A 19,408-nucleotide genomic window follows, 5' to 3' on the forward strand; every position below is an offset into this window, starting at 1 on the left:
AATTATCATCATGTTACCGTGTTAAGCCTGCTAATTAAACCTTGGATCCGGCACCTTTAGTGCCGCCAGTGCGTTGAGTTATCGTGTTAACCTGAGCTACGCTTTTAAAAAGTCTACCCACTCATTCGGTTTTTAATAAGGAGATGTGATGAAGCAAGTCGTCTACGTTGCCAGCCCTGATAGCCAGCAAATCCACGCTTTTCATCTGGCGGATAATGGTGAACTGAGCCTGCTGCAAACGGTGGAAGTGCCGGGACAGGTTCAGCCGATGGTGCTCCATCCTGACGGTCATCGTTTGTATGTCGGCGTGCGCCCGGAGTTTGGCGTACTGACGTACCATATTGACCACGAAGGGAAACTGGAAGAAGCCGCGATGGCTCCGCTGCCGGGCAGCCCGACGCATCTGGGGATCGACCTTCAGGGGCGTTTTGTGTTCTCGGCTTCTTACAGCTTCAACAACGTCAGCATTCATCCGCTGGATGAAAAAGGTCACGCGCTGGCACCGGTTCAGGTTCTGGAAAACATCCAGGCGCCGCACTCTGCCAATATCGACCCGACCAATCAGTTGCTGATGATCCCGGCGCTGAAAGAGGACCGCATTCGTCAGTATGATTTCAGTCAGAAGGGCGAAGCGACACCACATCAGACCTCCAGCGAGCTGCGGACAGCTGAAGGTGCCGGTCCGCGCCACATGGCATTCCACCCGAATCATCACTTTGCCTACTGTGTAAATGAGCTCAACAGCAGTGTTGATGTGTACCAGAAAGACGTCGGCACCGGCGAATATCGTCAGGTTCAGACACTCGGCGTGATGCCGGCTGATTTTACCGGCACCTGCTGGGCGGCCGATTTGCACATCACGCCGGACGGAAAATTCCTCTACGCCTCAGACCGTACGGCCAGCCTGATTTCTGTTCTGTCGGTTTCCGAAGATGGCAGCGAGCTTACGCTCACAGGGCACCATGCGACGCAAACTCAGCCGCGGGGTTTCAATATCGACTTCACCGGCCAGTACGTGATCACGGCGGGCCAGAAATCCGATGCCATTGAAGTGGCGAAAATCAATCCGCAAAACGGCCAGCTGACCACGCTGAAAACCTACCCGGTGGGCAAAGCGCCGATGTGGGTAAGCATTCTGGAAATTGATTAATCACTCTGGTGTATTAGTGAGATTGTCTAATGTTTATGTTTTAACATCTCAATAATACCGCCACGGAATAATGATCAAGCCCCTGTAATAAGGGGCTTTTTTATTGCCTGAACCTTTCGGGTGATTGATAAGAAATATTTTAACTTCTCTCTAAATGTTAATCATTGCCGGTCGATAACTCTCCCGTTATTCACTCATTCTTCGGTGGCATTGCCACTTCAGAGTCAGTCCATTTGGAAATCAGGGAGAAGAAAATGAATGTACTTTCAGGGATCGCTGGCAAAGTTCGTCATGCCACCATCGCTGGCAAACTCGGTGCCGGTTTTGCACTGGTGCTGTTGCTGGGATCCTTCATCGCTGTGTCGGGTATTTATCATCTGACCAGCATCAACCAACGCGCCGAAAAGGCCACGCTGCTTAAAACCGTTAACGATTTGCTCAGCGGTGCAAAATTTTCCCGGCTTTCATACATGGCCAGCAAAGACCCAAAATATGTTGAGGAAAACCGCCAGGCGCTGGATAAGCTCGAAGCCCGGCAGGCGCAGGTCGCGGCCTATTCCTGGGATGCCGAAGATCAGCCTCTGGTGGACGCCATGCCTGAAAACATCCGCCGTTACCGCGAAAGCTGGCAGCAAACGCTTAATCCTCCGGCTGGCAGCGATCTGCAACAAATCACCGCACAGCTGGCGCAGGCCGGGCTGGCGCTGACGTCCGCATCCAATACGCTGCTCGATCATGAAATGGGCAACCTGCACGAAGAAGTCACCCGAACCATTCAGGAAATGCTGGCGATTATCGCCGCGACGGTGATCGTGGGCGTGCTGATTTCCTGGCGCACGACGCGCGGGCTGACACTTCCGCTGCGCCGCACACTTGCCACCGCTGAACGGATTGCCGCAGGCGACCTCTCAACGCACGCCACCAGCCACAGTCATGACGAAGTGGGGCAACTGACCCGTGCGATTGAAGGCATGAATAAAAACCTGCACGGCATCATCGGTGATATCCGGGAAGGGGTGACTCAGGTCACGCGTGCCTCGAGTGAGATTGCAGCGGGTAACATTGATTTGTCGGCGCGTACTGAAGAACAGGCGGCAGCGCTGGGGCAAACGGCGGCCAGCATGGAGCAGCTCACCTCGACGGTGAAACAGAATGCCGATAACGCCACGCAGGCCAGCCAGCTGGCGTCCGATGCGGCCGTGACGGCAGCACGCGGCGGCAAACTGGTCACCGACGTGGTGGGCGTGATGAAAGAGATTGCCGTCAGTTCGAAGCAAATTTCTGAAATCACCACCGTCATCAACAGCATTGCCTTTCAGACCAACATTCTGGCGCTGAATGCCGCCGTTGAAGCGGCGCGTGCCGGTGAACAGGGCCGCGGCTTCGCGGTGGTTGCCAGCGAAGTGCGCAGCCTCGCGCAGCGCAGCGGGCAGGCCGCTAAAGAGATCGAAGGGTTAATCGAAAAATCGGTGACCAACGTGAATAACGGCTCAACGCTGGTGGAGAAAGCAGGCGATACGATGGAAGAGATTGTCGGTTCCGTCCGTCACGTTACGCAGATCATTCATGAGATTGCGTCGGCGTCGGATGAACAAAGCCGGGGGATCAGCCAGATTGCGCTGGCCGTGGCCGAAATGGACACCGTGACACAGCAGAACTCCGCGCTGGTTCAGCAGTCCGCCAGTGCTGCGGCGTCGCTCGATGAACAGGCGCTGAATCTGGAACGCACGGTTTCGGTATTCCGTCTCGGCAACGAAAGGGCATAACCGGTAAGATTTTCAGGTAAAAAAATGCCGCCGGAGTTTCCTCCTGCGGCATTTTTATTGCGTCAGACTGAATTACTTCGCAGGCTGAGTCAGCACATTGTTGTACTGCCACAGGCGGTTGAAGTTGGTGTCATTCAGGTTACGCTGCTGTTTTTCATCTTTCGGCACGTTGCCCACAAACGGATGACCGGAGAAGACGGCGTCGCCCCATGGGTTCATCTGGTCGTAGCTGTTGTCGAAGCTGCTGTCGCGAATGACCAGCTGGCTGCTGGCATCGTTAGCATCCCACGCGCGGCCCATTTTCGCTTTTGCTGCCTGCTCGAAACCCCGGTCGCCGGTCAGATTGCTGTCGATCACCAGGAAACCGTAAGGTGCTGTGGCTGGCGTATTCGGTGCGAAGATGGACGCCTGTTTCACGCCGCGGCTGCTGACGGTGTGGAATTCAACGTGGTCGAATACGGTATTAGCACGACCAAACACGTAATCCACATCACCCACGATCAGGCTGTTATGCACGTAAGCACGGCTGTAACGGCTGTTGTCGGTCTGGTTGTGGATGTTGGCGGTGTTCACCATAAAGGTGTTCTGGCGGCCAATCAGACGGACGTTGTCGAGAATCACGTTGTCGCCGTCGGTACGCAAAGCAACGGCTGAATGATCGCCGCCGTCAACGGTATCAAGCAGGGCGTTACCAATGGTCAGGTTCTGCACTTGCAGGCCGTTGCTTTGTGACCAGACGGTCGCCGTACAACCTGTGCCGATGGTTTCGGTCGTCAGATTCGCACAGTTCTGGAACATATAGAATGCGCGGTCACCCGGCAGGAACTGGCCGTTAGGGCTGACGGTTGCGCGGTACGCCGCTGGTGCCGCAGAGGCTTCCAGCGTTTGCGTCAGCGTGACATCCGCAGAGCTGTTACCGGCCCCGAATAAGGTCACTGGCGGCGCGCCAGCCGGAATGTAAACCGCGCCGTTATAAGTGCCCGGCAGGATTTTAATGAAAATACGCTCACCGTGGTTACGCACGGCCAGTGCGGCATTTACCGCCTGTTGTACGGTGGAATACGATGCGCCATCGGTGCCTAACTGCGGGCCAACCACAAAGTTGGTTTTAGCCGCGTCAGTGCTTGCCAGTTTAGGGAACCAGCCCTGTTGCTGAACCTGCAAAGAAGGGCCGCCAAAGGCCAGATAATTTTTCGCTGTAAAGTTGGCCGCTTCGTCCGCTGATAACACGGGCAGTGACGCGGTGCCCGGCGCAACCTGGCTGGATAAGCCTTGATGGCTGCTGCTACATGCCGCCAAAATCAGGCTGGCGGACAACATAGCGCACGCGCGTGACAGGGTGGAAATTTTCACTGTGACTGACTCCTTGATGAAGAAAGTTATTCTTTTTTTCAATGTCGCGGCCATTGCCGCAATAAAAAAACGGCGGCCAGTAAAACTGACCACCTTTTCTGCGTCTTTTATACCACAGGAATCAGCTGTATATCACTGTCAGTGATGCTTTGCCGCAAGCCGCGTCAGATCATTTGCTGATCTCTGCGCCGCCCAGCAATTTCAGCAAGGCTTGTGCGACGGCTTTGGACGAGGCCGGATTCTGCCCGGTGATCAGCTTACCGTCGGTGACCACGTACGGACGCCAGTCAGCGGCTTTGCTGTAATCGCCGCCGTGCTTTTTCAGCTCGTCCTCCACCAGGAAAGGCACGATGTCCGTCAGCCCGACGGCGTCCTCTTCGCTGTTGCTAAACCCGGTCACGCGTTTGTCTTTGACCAGCGGCGTGCCATCGTCAAGCAGCACATTGCGCAAAACGCCGGGCGCGTGGCAAACGGCGGAAACCGGTTTGCCTGCCGTCCAGAACGCCTTAATCAGCTCCACCGAATGCGCGTCTTCCGCCAGATCCCACAACGGGCCGTGGCCGCCGGGATAAAAAATAGCGTCGAAATCAGCAGCATTCACCTCCGCCAGTTTCACCGTTGTGGCGAGCGCGTGTTGAGCGCTTTTATCCTGACGAAAACGCGCCGTGGTTTCAGTCTGGGCATCCGGCTCATCGCTTTTCGGATCCAGCGGCGGTTGCCCGCCTTTCGGCGATGCCAGCGTCAGTGTCGCGCCGGCATCCAGAAATTCGTAATACGGCGCGGTAAATTCTTCCAGCCAGAAACCGGTTTTCTTGCCGGTTTCGCCGAGTTTATCGTGCGATGTCAATACAATCAGTAATTTCATGTTACCTCCTGTGGACGCAGTCAGGGATCAATCCTGCCCGACACGAACGACCAGTTTGCCAAAGTTTTTACCCTCAAGCAGACCGAAGAACGCCTGCGGTGCGTTTTCCAGCCCTTCAACAACATCTTCGCGGAACTTCACTTTCCCTGCTTCAAACCATTCGCCCATCTGCTTTGCAAATTCCGGATAACGATGGCCGTAATCATCAAAAATAATGAATCCCTGCATGCGCAGTCGCTTTCTCAAAATCGTGCTGGCAAGCAGTGACAGGCGGTCGTGACCTTCTTTCAGGCCGGTGGCGTTGTATTGCGAAACCAGACCGCATACCGGAATACGGGCTTTGGTATTGAGCAACGGAAGAACCGCGTCAAACACCGCGCCGCCGACATTTTCGAAATAAACGTCGATGCCGTCAGGGCAGGCGGCTTTGAGACGTTGATCTAAATCCGGCGCGCGGTGATCTAAGCATTCGTCGAAGCCGAAATGCTCCACGGCGTAGCGGCATTTCTCTTCACCCCCGGCGATACCCACCACGCGGCAGCCTTTGATTTTACCGATTTGTCCGACCAGGGATCCGACCGGCCCGGTGGCTGCGGCGACCACCAGCGTCTCGCCCGGTTTCGGTTCGCCGATATCCAGCAGCCCCATAAACGCGGTGAAGCCCGGCATCCCCAGCACGCCCAATGCCAGAGACGGTTGCTTAAGCGCAGCGCCTTCCAGCTTTTTCACTTCATCCGCGTTCACGACGGCGTAATCCTGCCAGCCGGTTCTGCCCACGACGAGATCGCCGGTCTTAAAATCCGGGCTGTGGGATTCCACCACGCGGGACACCCCGCCGCCGGTCATCACTTCACCGATTTGCACCGGCGCGGCATACGAAGGCGCGTCGGACATCCGCCCGCGCATGTAAGGGTCAAGAGAAAGCCAGACGGTGCGCAACAAAAGCTGGCCTTCTTTGGCCACGGGCAGCGGGGCTTTTTCCAGACGGAAATTGTCATCAACAGGTTTACCATGAGGGCGGGACGCCAGAACGATGCGGCGGTTTTCAGACTGAGATTGAGACATACCAATACCTTCCCGTTTCATATAAGAGAGTTAAAAGTCAACGTAATTGGGAATAAGTATAGGACGCGAAGTTGTTTTCGCATGAAGCGGTTTATGCCATGTTCTTATGAGTCATGCGTTTTATCCCCAAACTGTGACCCTCATCTTTTCCTATGACTTTGCCCGAGAAATCCCTTTAAGTCTGTTAAGGGCGCAGGTATGTTCGGTAAGGTTTTTGACCACTTGCTCCGTTTTATCTTTCAGATTAATAAGCATAAAAAAGGGATCCCGATGCATAAAACACCTCTGGCACTCAGTGCCGTTTTCCTGCTGCTCAGCCTTGGCCAAACGGCGACGGCAAAAGACGCTGCGCCCGCACCGCTGTATCCGGGCGTTAACGTTGCACAACTCGCCCAACAGTCGCCGGTTCACTGGGTTTCTGTCGCGCAAATTGAAAACAGTCTGCAAGGCCGTCCGCCGCTGGCGGTGGGTTTCGATATCGATGACACGGTGTTGTTTTCTTCGCCGGGCTTTTACCGCGGCCAACTGGAGTTTTCTCCGGGCAAACAGGACTATCTGAAAAACCCGAAATTCTGGGAAAAAATGAATAACGGCTGGGACGAGTTCAGCATGCCGAAAGACGTGGCGAAAAGCCTGATTGCCATGCACCTCAAACGCGGCGACAGTATTTATTTCGTTACCGGGCGCAGTGAAACCAAAACCGAATCCGTCACCAAAACCTTGCAGAATGATTTCCAGATCCCGCAAGACAAAGTAAATCCGGTGATTTTTGCCGGTGACAAAGCCGGGCAGAACACCAAAACGCAGTGGCTGAAAGATAAGCAGATGAAGATTTTCTACGGGGATTCGGACAACGACATCACCGCCGCACAGGCCGCCGGTGCGCGCGGCATCCGCGTATTACGTGCGTCAAACTCCAGCTATAAACCGTTACCCCAGGCCGGCATTTTTGGCGAAGAAGTGATTGTGAATTCTGAGTACTGAGAAGAAAAGAAAGGCTGTGGCAGGATTTGCGCCTCACCAGAATACAGGTGAGGCGCAGAAAATAATTACTTTACACTCACATCAATATCGCCGAAATATTTCTTCGAAAGCGTCTTAACTACGCCGTCGTTCTGCACTTTGGCGATAGCGGTGTCGAGTTTTTCTTTCAGCGCGGCATCACCTTTGCGCAGGCCGAAGGCAATGCCGCTGCCGAGGATTTTATCGTCGCGCACGGCGTCGCCGACAAAGCCGTAATCTTTACCATCAGGACGTGACAGGAATCCGCTCTGGCCCGCCGGAGCCAGCACTAACGTGCCGTCCAGACGCCCTGAGGATAAGTCCAGATATACCTGGTTCTGATCCTGATAAGAAACAATATCCACGCCTTTCGGTGCCCAGTGCGCCTGCGCGTAACTTTCCTGAATCGAGCCCTGCAACACGCCGATATGTTTGCCTTTCAGCGCATCAACGGTCGGCAACAGGCCGGAATCTTTTTTGGCAATCAGCTTCGTCGGTACGCGGTAAATCACGTTGGTGAAATCGATCGCCTGACGACGCTTTTCGGTTACGTTCATGGCGGAGTTGATTGCATCGAATTTACGCGCCTGAAGGGCGGCAATCAGGCCATCGAAAGAGGTGTCGTACCATTCGCATTTCACGCTGGCCGCGGCGCAAACGGCATTACCCAAATCAATATCAAAGCCCTGCAATTCGCCGGTGGCGCTTTTGGATTCAAACGGCGGATACTGCGCTTCCAGACCGAATTTCAGCGTGGAACCGTCTGCCAGCGCTGAAAAAGAAGCCACGGCACAACCTAACAGCAATGCGATTTTCAATTTTTTCATTATTCACAATTCCCCTGCGGTATCAGAAAGTAGGCTCAGACGCGACACAGACGGCGTGCGCCTTCATACAACGTGTCGTTATCTTTGGCAAAGCTCAGGCGGATAAGCCCGGTGGGTTTGTTATTACTGTAAAAGGCCGACAGCGGGATGGTAGCAATCTGGTGATCCCGGATCAGGCTCAGCACAAATTCATCGTCGGTCAGCGGGCTGAAATGACTAAAACGCGCCAGCATAAAGAAACTGCCACGGCTTGGGAGTAATTCAAAGCGGGATTCGCTCAGCGCTTCCGCCAGCAAATCGCGTTTTTTCTGATAAAAATCCGCCAGACCGAGATAGCTTTGCGGATCGGCCAGCGCTTCGGCAAACGCAACCTGCATCGGCGTGTCGGCGGAGAACACCATAAACTGATGCACTTTGCGGATTTCGTCCATCAGTTCCGCCGGTGCCAGGCAGTAGCCCACGCGCCAGCCGGTGACGTGATAGGTCTTGCCGAACGACGACACAATGACGCTGCGCCCGGCCAGCTGCGGATGGCAGGCCATGCTTTCGTGGCGCTCGCCGTCGAAAACTACGTGCTCGTAAACTTCGTCCGATAAAATCACGATGTCAGTGTCTGTGGTCAGCGCCGTCAGACGTTCGATGTCGAAATCAGTGAAAATCGCGCCGGTTGGGTTGTGCGGGCTGTTGATGATGATCATGCGCGTGCGGCTGTTGATGGCGCTCGCGACCTGATCCCAGTCGATGCTGAAATCCTCCATCGACAGGCCGATCGCCACCGGTTTTGCGCCCTGTAAGCGGACAATTGGCGCGTAGCTGTCAAACGACGGCTCGAAATAAATGACTTCATCGCCCGGATGCACCAGCGCGCTGATGGCGGAATACAAGCCTTCGCTGGCGCTGGCAATCACGGTGACTTCGCTGTCGGCGTCATAATGGCAACCGTAAAGCGCTTCAACTTTGGCGGAAAGCGCATGGCGCAGCGCGGCCACGCCGCTCATCGGCGCATACTGGTTATGACCGTCGCGCATGGCTTTGGCAACGCTGTCGATAAGCGCAGGCTGGCAGGAGAAATTCGGTGCGCCCTGCGATAAGTTCAGGGCATTGTGCTCGGCGCTCAGCTGGCCAATCACGGTGAAAATAGTGGTGCCGACATCCGGTAATTTAGACTGCGGCGACATCGCGCTTTTCATAGCATTTTCCCCAAAGGAAACAGGCCGGGCGGCCATGAGAAGGTTAAAACGGGTGTTTAACGATTAAGCAGCAGTTCGCCTGTGCCGACAATGGAAAATTTGTCATACTCGCCATGATCAGCCGTCATGGCTAAATGCTGAATTTACCGGGGGCTCCGTGACACTTTCGCCTGAACTGTCGTATCTGAATGCACTGAATTTACCGTCGCTCAACGTGCTAAAAACCTTTGCCGTCGTCGCGCAAACCCTGAATCTGACGCATGCCGCCACGTTGCTGCACATTACGCAGGGCGCCGTCAGCCGTCAGATAACCGGGCTGGAAACATCGCTGGGGTATCCATTGTTTTTACGTCAGGCCCGCGGGCTGACGCTGACCCCGCGCGGGGCGCAACTATTACCGCCCGTACAGCAGGCGCTGTCGCTGATGGGTGATGCGCTCAAACGCGTCGGTTCACACCCGGATACGCTGCGGATCAAATGCCCGACATGTTCGATGCGCTGGTTATTGCCACGCGTGATCCAGCTGCAAAACGACCGGCCTGATATGCGCATCGAACTGACGGCCTCGATTGCGCACGGCGTGGATTTCAGCAATGAGCATTTTGATGCCGCCGTGATTTTCGGGCGGCCACCGGAATCGCAGCGCCGCGCGCATCATCTGTTTGACGAAGTGCTGACGCCGGTCTGTACGCCGGATTTTTTGCCCCGCTATAAAGGGAAAACTGCGGTTGCCGATCTGGCGGATAAAACGCTGCTGCACCCGACCCGCGACCGCCGCGACTGGCTTTTGTGGCTGCGGGAAGAGGGCGTGCAGGGGTTGCCTTCGGAGAAATCACAGCATTTCGACACGCTGGATCTGGCGATTAATTCGGCACTTCAGGGTTATGGCGTGGCGATCGGCGATCTGACGTTAATTGAAGATGATTTGCAGGCGGGCAGGGTGATTGCGCCTTTTCCGCTTTGCGTGGCGAGCGGCGCGTCTTATACGTTGTTGTATCCGGAAAACCCGACGCCCGCGCTGAAAGTGGCGATTGATTTTCTCAATGAACAGGCGCGTCTCAGCCGGGAAAAGCTGAGCGCGCTGTTATCAACGTCGCACCGGCTGGTCAGCGCCGTGTGATCAATAGAGGGCGCTGGCAATGGCACCGGTCAGTTTACGGAGTTCTTCCGGCGTGATGATGTACGGCGGCATCAGGTAAATCAGCTTGCCGAACGGACGGATCCACACGCCCTGTTCCACGAAATGTTTTTGCAGTTGCGCCATGTTGACCGGCTGGCGCATTTCCACCACGCCTATCGCGCCGAGCACGCGCACGTCGGCCACTGCCGGATGTCCGGCCAGCGGCAGTAATTCATTTTTCAGCTGTTTCTCTATATTAAGCACCTGCGCCTGCCAGCGGTTTTCCGACAATAAACGCAGGCTGGCATTAGCGACCGCGCAGGCCAGCGGATTGCCCATAAACGTCGGGCCGTGCATGAAACAACCCGCTTCGCCGTTGCTGATCACTTCAGCGGCATGCCGCGTGGTCAGCGTGGCGGAAAGTGTCATATAGCCGCCGGTCAGCGCTTTGCCGAGGCAGAGAATATCCGGCGAAATCTTCGCATGGTCACAGGCAAACAGCTTGCCGGTGCGGCCAAAACCGGTGGCAATCTCATCGGCAATCAGCAGCACGCCGTACTGATCGCACAGGTTACGCACCCGTTTAAGATACAGCGGATGGTAAATCCGCATCCCGCCCGCGCCCTGAACCACCGGCTCTAAAATCACTGCGGCAATTTTGCTGGGGTTTTCATCGAGCATTTTGGCGAAAGGCGCAATGTCCGCTTCGTCCCATTCGCCGTCAAAACGGCTCTGCGGCGCGTCGGCAAACAGATGCTGCGGCAGATATCCCTGATACAAACTGTGCATCGAATTTTGCGGATCGCAGACCGACATCGCGCCGAAGGTATCGCCGTGATAGCCGTTGCGCAGCGTCAGCAGCGTCTGACGTTTCTCGCCACGCGCCTGCCAGTATTGCATCGCCATTTTCAGCGCCACTTCCACCGCGACCGAACCTGAATCCGCCAGAAACACGCATTCCAGCCCGGCAGGCGTCATTTCCACCAGACGGCGCGACAGCGCGATAGCCGATGGATGCGTGATGCCGCCGAACATGACGTGCGACATTTTGCCAATTTGCTCAACCGCTGCCTGATTCAGTTGCGGGTGGTTGTAGCCGTGGATCGCCGCCCACCAGGACGACATGCCGTCCACCAGTTCACGCCCGTCGGCCAGATGTAAAAGCACGCCGGACGCCGATTCCACCGGATATGCGGGCAGCGGTTTGGTCATGGATGTGTACGGATGCCAGATGTGGCGCTGGTCGAATTCGATATCGGCGGGGCTCATAAAGGATTCCTGCGGGCGGTAAATTGTAAACTAAAAAATGTAATTCTCGTTGACCGTAAACTAAAACGAATCGAGAATGGTTGACAGTATACCGACCATAAAAACGTTCACGAAACATTTATTTTGGAGTTGTCGCATGACTACCCGCACCCAATGGACGCTTGAAAAAACTCAGGCACTGTTTTCCAAACCTTTTCTTGAGCTGATGTTTGAAGCGCAGCAGGTTCACCGCCAGCACTTCGATCCGCGTCAGGTTCAGGTCAGTACGCTGTTGTCGATCAAAACCGGTGCCTGTCCGGAAGACTGTAAATACTGCCCGCAGAGTTCCCGTTACAAAACCGGGCTGGAATCTGAACGTCTGATGGAAGTCGAGCAGGTGCTTGAATCCGCCCGTCAGGCGAAAGCCGCCGGTTCAACCCGTTTCTGCATGGGCGCGGCGTGGAAAAACCCGCACGACCGTGACATGCCGTACCTCGAGCAAATGGTGCAGGGCGTGAAAGAACTGGGGATGGAAACCTGTATGACGCTCGGCACGCTGAACACCTCGCAGGCGCAGCGTCTGGCGCATGCCGGTCTGGATTTCTACAACCACAATCTGGATACCTCGCCGGAATTTTACGGCAGCATTATCACCACCCGCAGCTATCAGGAACGTCTGGATACGCTGTCGGAAGTGCGCGGCGCGGGCATTAAAGTCTGCTCCGGCGGGATTGTTGGTTTAGGTGAAACCGTCAAAGACCGTGCCGGTCTGCTGATGCAGCTGGCGAACCTGCCGGTGCCGCCGGAAAGCGTGCCGATCAACATGCTGGTGAAAGTGAAAGGCACGCCGCTGGCCGATAACGACGACGTCGATCCGTTTGATTTTATCCGCACTATCGCCGTGGCGCGCATCATGATGCCGCAGTCGTATGTCCGTCTTTCCGCCGGTCGCGAACAGATGAGCGAACAGACGCAGGCGATGTGCTTTATGGCCGGTGCCAACTCCATTTTCTACGGCTGCAAGCTGCTGACCACGCCTAACCCGGCGGAAGATAAAGATCTCATTCTGTTTGGCAAACTGGGGCTGAACCCGCAGGTGTTCGAAACAGAAATGGGCGATAACCAGCAACAGGCCGCGCTGGCAGAACAGCTGGTTCATGCCGATACCGCACAGTTCTACAACGCCGCCGTCTGACCATGAGCTGGCAAACGCGGATTAACGATGCCGTTGCCGCCCGCAAAGAAGCGGCGGCTTTTCGTGTGCGTCAGCCTAACAACGGTGGCAGCGCGCGGTTTCTGACACAGGGTGACAAACGGTATCTGAATTTTTCCGGTAACGATTATCTCGGCCTGAGTCAGGACGCGGACGTCATTGCCGCGTGGCAGAAGGGCGCTGAAAAATACGGCGTGGGCAGCGGCGGTTCCGGGCACGTCACCGGCTACAGCGTGGTGCACGCCGAATTCGAACAGCAGCTGGCGCAGTGGCAGGGCTATCCGCGCGCGCTGCTGTTTATCTCCGGCTTTGCGGCAAATCAGGCCATTCTTGCCGCGCTGATGCAGGGCGACGATCGCGTGCTGGCGGATAAACTCAGTCACGCTTCTTTGCTGGAAGCCGCCGCCCATGCGCCTTCGCAGCTGCGGCGCTTTCATCACAATCAGCCGGATTCCCTGCAACGCTTGCTGAAAAAACCGGTGGACGGTGAAACGCTGGTGGTGACCGAAGGGGTATTCAGCATGGACGGCGACGGTGCACCTCTGGCGGAACTGCATCGTCTGGCGCAATCGCACGATAGCTGGCTGATGGTGGATGACGCGCACGGCGTGGGTGTCCTGGGTGAAGAAGGGCGCGGCAGTTGCTGGCAGCAGGGTGTGCGGCCTGAGCTTCTGGTGGTCACATTCGGTAAAGCTTTCGGGTGCAGTGGCGCGGCGGTGTTGTGTGATGATGCCACCGCGGATTATCTGGTGCAGTTCGCGCGTCATCTTATTTACAGCACGGCGATGCCTGCGGCGCAGGTTTGCGCGTTACAGGCCGCGCTGGCACGAGTCCGGCAGGACGACGGCCTGCGTGATAAACTGGCGGCCAATATTGCCCGTTTCCGCGCCGGGGCTTCCGGATTGCCTTACCGGCTGACCGCTTCACAAACGGCAATCCAGCCGGTGATCGTAGGCGAAAATCAGCCTGCTTTAGATCTGGCGGCGACATTGCGCGAACGCGGGTTGTGGGTCAGTGCTATCCGTCCGCCGACGGTGCCTCCGGGCAGCGCGCGGCTGCGTCTTACGCTGACGGCAGCACACAGGCCGGAAGATATCGATTTTTTGCTGGAGTCCCTTCATGGGTGCAGTCACTGAATTAGTGAATAAACAAGCGGTGGCCGACGCGTTCAGTCGCGCCGCCGTCAGTTATGAAAACGCCGCACAATTGCAGCGTGATGTGGGTGAAACGTTGCTTTCGCTGGCAGAACCTTATCTGAAAAATGCTGGAAAAACGGTTGTCGACGCCGGTTGCGGGACGGGCTATTTCAGCCGTTACTGGCGCGCTCAGGGGAAAAACGTGATTGCGCTGGATCTCTCTGAAGGCATGCTGAGCCGTGCCCGCGAGCTGGATTCCGCCGATGAATACGTGCCGGGGGATATCGAGCGTTTACCGTTTGCAGATAACTCGGTTGATATCTGTTTCAGCAATCTGGCAGTGCAGTGGTGTAACGCGCTGCCGCGTGCGCTGGAAGAAATGCATCGCGTCACCCGCAACGGCGGATTGGTGATTTTCTCCACGTTGGCCGAAGGTTCGCTCAATGAGCTGGCCGCGGCGTGGATGAAAGTCGATGGCCGCCGTCACGTGAATCAGTTCCTGACGCCCGACAAAATCGCCGAAGCCTGCGCACCGTATCGCCATGAAGTGACCTTCAGCGATCACGTCGCCGAATTCCCGGACGTGATGTCGCTGATGCGTTCGCTCAAAGGCATTGGCGCGACGCACATCAAAAATGGCCGCCTCGGCGGACTGGGCGGGCGCGAGCGTCTGCAATTGCTGGAAAAACATTACGTTCGCCGCGACGGCATTTTGCCGCTCAACTACCGGCTGGTCTACGGCATTTTGCAGGTGGAAGAACTTATCCCACGTTAACAAAGCTCCTCCCGGGTTTGAAACAGGCGCGGTCTGCTCCCTCCCCTGCGAAGGGGGGGGGAGCAAAATCCGATGTCATTGCGGGAAGGGAGCCAGAACCAACACCAGGCTTTTATTAAAATAAATCATGAAACAAAAATACTTTATTACCGGCACCGACACCGAAGTCGGAAAAACCGTTGCCACAACCGCATTTTTGCAGGCGGCAGCGCGCGCCGGACACCAAACCGCCGGATACAAACCGGTGGCATCAGGCAGTGAAATGACGGCAGAAGGGCCGCGCAACAGCGACGCGCTGGCGCTTCAGGCTTACAGCACCGTCGGACTGCGTTATGACGAAGTGAATCCGTGTACGTTTATCGAGCCGACGTCGCCGCATATCGTCAGCGAGCTGGAAAAGCGCCCGATTGATCCGCAGGTGTTATCCGCCGGATTGCGCCATCTCGAACCGCTGGCTGACTGGGTGGTGGTGGAAGGGGCGGGTGGCTGGTACACGCCGCTGACCGCAGATTACACGTTTGCGGACTGGGTGATTGCCGAGCAACTGCCGGTGGTGTTGGTGGTGGGAATGCGGCTGGGCTGCATCAATCACGCCGTGCTGACGGCGCAGGCCATCGCGCAAAGTGGGTTGCATCTTGCGGGCTGGATTGCCAATGATGTGCAGGAAACGGGGAAGCATCATCCGGCATACATGGAGACGCTCACGCGTATGTTGCCTGCGCCACTGCTGGGCGAGATCCCGTTCCTGATCGCCGGTCTGGACGTAAATCTGGGGCAATATCTGGATCTCGAACGTCTGCTTTCTTGTGGTGAATGAAGCGCGACGTCAGACCGTCAGATAATTTTTGATTAACGTCTCGTCAAGCTGTGCCAGCGTGCCTTGCGCTACGTTGCGCCCGCCGTCCACCAGACAAAACCGGTCAGCAACGCTGCGGATGAACGGCAATTTATGCCCGACCAGAAGCAGCGTCAGACCAAGGTCACGGTTCAGGCGGTGAATGATGTTACCCATATTCGCCGCCATTGATGCGCTGGTGTGTTCGGTCGGTTCGTCGAGGATCAGAAGTTCAGGCTCCTGAACCAGCGCGCGGCTGATCGCCAGTTGCTGCTGCTGGCTCTCATCGAGCTCTCCCGCTTTACGCATTCCCATTTCCTTAAGCGTCGGAAACAGGTCGTAGACCTCTTCAGGCACGCGACGCGTCTTATTCCGGCTGGCCATCATGGCAATTTGCAGGTTTTCATCGACACTCATCTGCGAAAAAATCTGCCGGCCCTGTGGCACATAACCGATACCGATTTGCGCACGGCTTTCCACTGGCAGATTTAACAAACTCTGAGGCTCTTCGTCGCGCGACTGCCAGGAGATCGCCCCGCTTTTCACCGGAAGATGGCCCATAATGCAGTTCACCAGCGTGGTTTTCCCCACGCCATTTCGGCCGATCAGACACGTACATTGACCGCGGTACAGTTCGAGATTGATATCCCACAGAATATGTTTTTGCCCATAATACTGATTAACTGATTTTACACTTAACATCAGACCTCCCTCCCGCACGGAGCATTCCGCTGAACTTCGCTTTGACCGCCACTGTCACATTTCTGACATTTATGTTCCGCTGTTAACGCCGTAACACAGAATTAAATCCCGTTGATTACCGGCCAACCTCTCAGCATCAATTACAGATAAACAGCCATTAACCAGTGATAAATGGGGTTAACCGCTTTTTCCTTGCACTAAAAATGACTTTGCTTAGCAAAAAACAGGGTAATCATCAGATTTCACTTTCAGGTGAAAAAAGCGGTTCCGGCTACAGGAAACGCTTCCTACAGTGACACTGCAACTCTCAGGCCAAGTTTGTAAAAGTGCCGGGGAAAAGAGAAGTTACAGGGGTGTTAACAGCGGGGCGCACGGCGATTTAGGATTATTCATTAGTGTTGCTCAGGTTTTAACAGAACCGGTCAGACGCGGGAAAAGGGCAACTGCACTTTGCCAGTGCCGCTCTCTCTGATTTTGGTGCAAACGTAAGGGGAGTAAGAAGCAAAAAAATCCTGATGAGATGCACTTTTGGATTTTGCAAGAAACATCCGACCAGAAATCTAGGCAAAATAGGCATAAATAAAGTCTGAAAAAAGGGAAAAAATAACTAAAAAAGATGCTGATCCCCCCTCCGGCGTCCGAAGTGCACTTTTTGCCAACTCCCGCAGCACGGGGCGTGCTGAGAGTTATCCACTATTCCTGTGGATAACCATGTGCATGAGAGTAAGAAAAGATGCTACAGACGAGTCGGGGCGCGGGTTGTGCTCACTTTGCCCGTATTCGCAGCTTTTTGATGATGTTGTTTATAATCAGTGAGTTAGTTAAAAGCAATATGCCCGTAATTCGTTCGTCATAGTTGTGTCAGAATTCGTCAACCTGTGGTCAGAAAGTTAACGGATGAAAAATTTTGGGGATAATTGTCACCTGATGGTGAGAATTCTTTTTCGTAATAACCTAAAAAAGTGCAGATGAAGCAACCTGTTAAATCACCGGTGATTTTTATCGATTGGAGGCTGGTTTTATATACAGTACTATAGGGCGGTAAAATCAAGGCTGGCAAAATTCGCGGAGTCTTTCATACTGTTTTTCCGTGAGCGCCTTTCGTACGGCCTTATGCGTTTTCATTTCAGCCAGGTAGCCCGTCATGAGTAAAGAGTTCAAACTGCATTCCGAATTTAAGCCATCAGGCGATCAGCCTGAGGCAATACGCCGTCTGGAAGAAGGGCTGGAGAACGGTCTGGCGCACCAGACGTTACTCGGCGTTACCGGTTCCGGTAAAACCTTCACCGTCGCGAACGTGATTGCTGACCTGAACCGGCCGACGATGGTTCTCGCGCCCAATAAAACCCTCGCGGCCCAGCTATATGGCGAAATGAAAGAGTTCTTCCCGGAGAACGCCGTCGAATATTTTGTTTCTTACTACGATTATTATCAGCCAGAAGCGTATGTCCCGAGTTCAGACACGTTTATCGAAAAAGATTCCTCGGTGAACGAACACATCGAGCAGATGCGACTTTCCGCGACCAAAGCGCTGCTTGAGCGCCGCGACGTCATCGTGGTGGCATCCGTTTCGGCGATCTACGGTCTGGGCGACCCGGATCTGTATCTGAAAATGATGCTCCATCTGACCAAAGGGATGATTATCGATCAGCGCGCGATCGTGCGCCGTCTGGCCGAGCTGCAATATGCCCGCAATGATCAGGTTTTCCAGCGCAGTACTTTCCGCGTCCGTGGCGAAGTGATCGACGTCTTCCCGGCGGAATCGGACGATCTGGCGCTGCGCATCGAGCTTTTCGATCAGGAAGTCGAGCGCCTTTCCCTTTTCGATCCGCTGACCGGTCAGGTGCAGCACGAAGTTCCGCGTTTCACAATTTACCCGAAAACGCACTACGTCACCCCGCGTGAACGTATTTTGCAGGCGATGGAAGAGATCAAAGTCGATCTGGCCGATCGCCGCAAGGTGTTGCTGGATAACAACAAACTGCTCGAAGAACAGCGTCTCAGCCAGCGTACGCAGTTTGATCTCGAAATGATGAATGAGCTGGGTTATTGCTCGGGTATCGAAAACTATTCGCGCTACCTTTCAGGGCGCGGGCCGGGCGAGCCGCCGCCGACACTGTTTGACTATCTGCCTGCCGACGGTTTGCTGATAGTCGATGAATCCCACGTCACCATTCCGCAAATCGGCGGGATGTACAAAGGTGACCGCTCGCGTAAAGAAACGCTGGTGGAATACGGTTTCCGCCTGCCATCGGCGCTGGATAACCGCCCGATGCGTTTTGAAGAATTTGAAGCACTGGCGCCGCAGACGATTTATGTTTCCGCCACGCCAGGCGCTTACGAGCTGGATAAATCCGGCGGCGATGTGGTGGATCAGGTGGTGCGTCCGACCGGCTTGCTGGATCCGATTATTGAAGTGCGCCCGGTGACCACGCAGGTTGACGATCTGCTGTCTGAAATCCGCAAACGCGTTGCCATCAATGAGCGTGTGCTGGTCACCACGCTGACCAAACGCATGGCCGAGGATTTGACCGAGTATCTGGAAGAACACGGCGAGAAGGTGCGTTACCTGCACTCTGATATCGATACTGTCGAGCGCGTGGAGATCATTCGCGATTTGCGTCTCGGTGAATTCGATGTGCTGGTGGGCATCAACTTGCTGAGGGAAGGGCTGGATATGCCGGAAGTTTCTCTGGTGGCAATCCTTGATGCCGACAAAGAGGGTTTCCTGCGTTCTGAACGTTCGCTTATCCAGACCATTGGTCGTGCGGCGCGTAACCTCAACGGTAAAGCCATTCTTTACGGCGACAGAATCACGAATTCAATGGCCAAAGCTATCGGTGAAACGGAGCGTCGTCGTGCGAAACAGGAAGCTTACAACCTGGAAAACGGCATTACGCCGATGGGCCTGAACAAGAAGATTTCCGATATCCTGCAACTGGGCCAGCCGAAGAACAAAAAGAACAAAGACAAGCGCGATGCCGAAGCGGCGCAAACCTACAAATCGCTTACGCCTAAAGCGCTGGAACAACGCATTAAAGAGCTGGAAAGCAAGATGTATGCGCACGCCCAGAATCTGGAATTCGAAGAAGCGGCCAATACACGTGACGAACTCCACGCCCTGCGTGAACAGTTTATTGCTCTTTCGTAAGGGAAAAATG

Annotated in this window: 16 protein-coding genes; 9 read left to right on the forward strand and 7 right to left on the reverse strand. The window is 55.2% G+C overall.

Features of this window, described 5'->3' with window-relative positions:
• The first annotated feature begins 148 nt into the window (after positions 1-148).
• Entirely contained in the window at positions 149-1,150 is a 1,002-nt protein-coding gene (gene pgl, locus J1782_RS09005) for a 6-phosphogluconolactonase (RefSeq protein WP_152325468.1), read from the forward strand.
• Positions 1,151-1,404: 254 nt separating this feature from the next.
• Entirely contained in the window at positions 1,405-2,916 is a 1,512-nt protein-coding gene (locus tag J1782_RS09010; RefSeq protein ID WP_195814145.1) for a methyl-accepting chemotaxis protein, read from the forward strand.
• Between the two features lie 72 nt (positions 2,917-2,988).
• Here the strand turns inward: J1782_RS09010 and J1782_RS09015 are convergent, their stop codons facing one another.
• From J1782_RS09015 to J1782_RS09025, 3 genes are all read right to left on the reverse strand, one after another.
• The gene (locus tag J1782_RS09015; RefSeq protein ID WP_217152982.1) at positions 2,989-4,269 is read right to left on the reverse strand and encodes a putative acyl-CoA thioester hydrolase; all 1,281 of its coding nucleotides are present in this window, start codon (positions 4,267-4,269) and stop codon (positions 2,989-2,991) included.
• 169 nt (positions 4,270-4,438) lie between these two features.
• Positions 4,439-5,134: a type 1 glutamine amidotransferase domain-containing protein gene (locus tag J1782_RS09020; protein WP_152325471.1), complete on the reverse strand. Its 696-nt coding sequence runs from the start codon at positions 5,132-5,134 to the stop codon at positions 4,439-4,441.
• 27 nt (positions 5,135-5,161) lie between these two features.
• Positions 5,162-6,199 (reverse strand): NADP-dependent oxidoreductase, encoded by a 1,038-nt coding sequence (locus J1782_RS09025; RefSeq protein WP_152325472.1) that lies wholly within the window; start codon positions 6,197-6,199, stop codon positions 5,162-5,164.
• Positions 6,200-6,469: 270 nt separating this feature from the next.
• On the opposite strand from J1782_RS09025, the gene aphA reads away from it, so the two are divergent.
• Positions 6,470-7,183 carry an acid phosphatase AphA gene (gene aphA / locus J1782_RS09030; protein ID WP_208951616.1) on the forward strand — a complete coding sequence of 238 codons (714 nt, stop codon included), beginning with the start codon at positions 6,470-6,472 and terminating at the stop codon, positions 7,181-7,183.
• A gap of 65 nt (positions 7,184-7,248) precedes the next feature.
• Here aphA and J1782_RS09035 read toward each other — a convergent pair whose 3' ends face one another.
• Complete coding sequence (locus J1782_RS09035; RefSeq protein WP_208951617.1) at positions 7,249-8,028, reverse strand: ABC transporter substrate-binding protein; 780 nt, start codon at positions 8,026-8,028, stop codon at positions 7,249-7,251.
• A 35-nt stretch (positions 8,029-8,063) separates the two neighbouring features.
• Positions 8,064-9,218 (reverse strand): methionine aminotransferase, encoded by a 1,155-nt coding sequence (locus J1782_RS09040; RefSeq protein WP_152325475.1) that lies wholly within the window; start codon positions 9,216-9,218, stop codon positions 8,064-8,066.
• A 157-nt stretch (positions 9,219-9,375) separates the two neighbouring features.
• On the opposite strand from J1782_RS09040, the gene J1782_RS09045 reads away from it, so the two are divergent.
• The gene (locus J1782_RS09045) at positions 9,376-10,338 is read left to right on the forward strand and encodes a LysR substrate-binding domain-containing protein (protein ID WP_217152983.1); all 963 of its coding nucleotides are present in this window, start codon (positions 9,376-9,378) and stop codon (positions 10,336-10,338) included.
• Here J1782_RS09045 and bioA read toward each other — a convergent pair whose 3' ends face one another.
• Entirely contained in the window at positions 10,339-11,607 is a 1,269-nt protein-coding gene (gene bioA, locus J1782_RS09050; RefSeq protein WP_217152984.1) for an adenosylmethionine--8-amino-7-oxononanoate transaminase, read from the reverse strand. It lies immediately after the preceding gene.
• 136 nt (positions 11,608-11,743) lie between these two features.
• On the opposite strand from bioA, the gene bioB reads away from it, so the two are divergent.
• The 4 genes from bioB (at position 11,744) to bioD (ending at position 15,527) form a co-directional block, all read left to right on the forward strand.
• Positions 11,744-12,781, forward strand: a complete 1,038-nt coding sequence (gene bioB / locus J1782_RS09055) for a biotin synthase BioB (RefSeq protein ID WP_152325478.1) — start codon at positions 11,744-11,746, stop codon at positions 12,779-12,781.
• 2 nt (positions 12,782-12,783) lie between these two features.
• Positions 12,784-13,935, forward strand: coding sequence for an 8-amino-7-oxononanoate synthase (gene bioF, locus J1782_RS09060; protein ID WP_152325479.1), 1,152 nt, complete (start codon positions 12,784-12,786; stop codon positions 13,933-13,935).
• Positions 13,919-14,710 (forward strand): malonyl-ACP O-methyltransferase BioC, encoded by a 792-nt coding sequence (gene bioC, locus J1782_RS09065; RefSeq protein WP_152325480.1) that lies wholly within the window; start codon positions 13,919-13,921, stop codon positions 14,708-14,710. Before bioF ends, bioC begins: the two co-directional genes overlap by 17 nt.
• Before the next feature lie 127 nt (positions 14,711-14,837).
• Entirely contained in the window at positions 14,838-15,527 is a 690-nt protein-coding gene (gene bioD, locus J1782_RS09070; RefSeq protein ID WP_208951618.1) for a dethiobiotin synthase, read from the forward strand.
• A gap of 9 nt (positions 15,528-15,536) precedes the next feature.
• Here the strand turns inward: bioD and J1782_RS09075 are convergent, their stop codons facing one another.
• Complete coding sequence (locus J1782_RS09075; RefSeq protein WP_152325482.1) at positions 15,537-16,247, reverse strand: ABC transporter ATP-binding protein; 711 nt, start codon at positions 16,245-16,247, stop codon at positions 15,537-15,539.
• 1,144 nt (positions 16,248-17,391) lie between these two features.
• On the opposite strand from J1782_RS09075, the gene uvrB reads away from it, so the two are divergent.
• On the forward strand, positions 17,392-19,398 hold the full coding sequence (gene uvrB / locus J1782_RS09080; RefSeq protein WP_217152985.1) for an excinuclease ABC subunit UvrB: 2,007 nt from the start codon (positions 17,392-17,394) through the stop codon (positions 19,396-19,398).
• Positions 19,399-19,408: the final 10 nt, after the last annotated feature.

Origin of the sequence: Rahnella sp. BCC 1045 (genome assembly GCF_019049615.1) — a bacterium.
Lineage (GTDB): Bacteria > Pseudomonadota > Gammaproteobacteria > Enterobacterales > Enterobacteriaceae > Rahnella > Rahnella contaminans.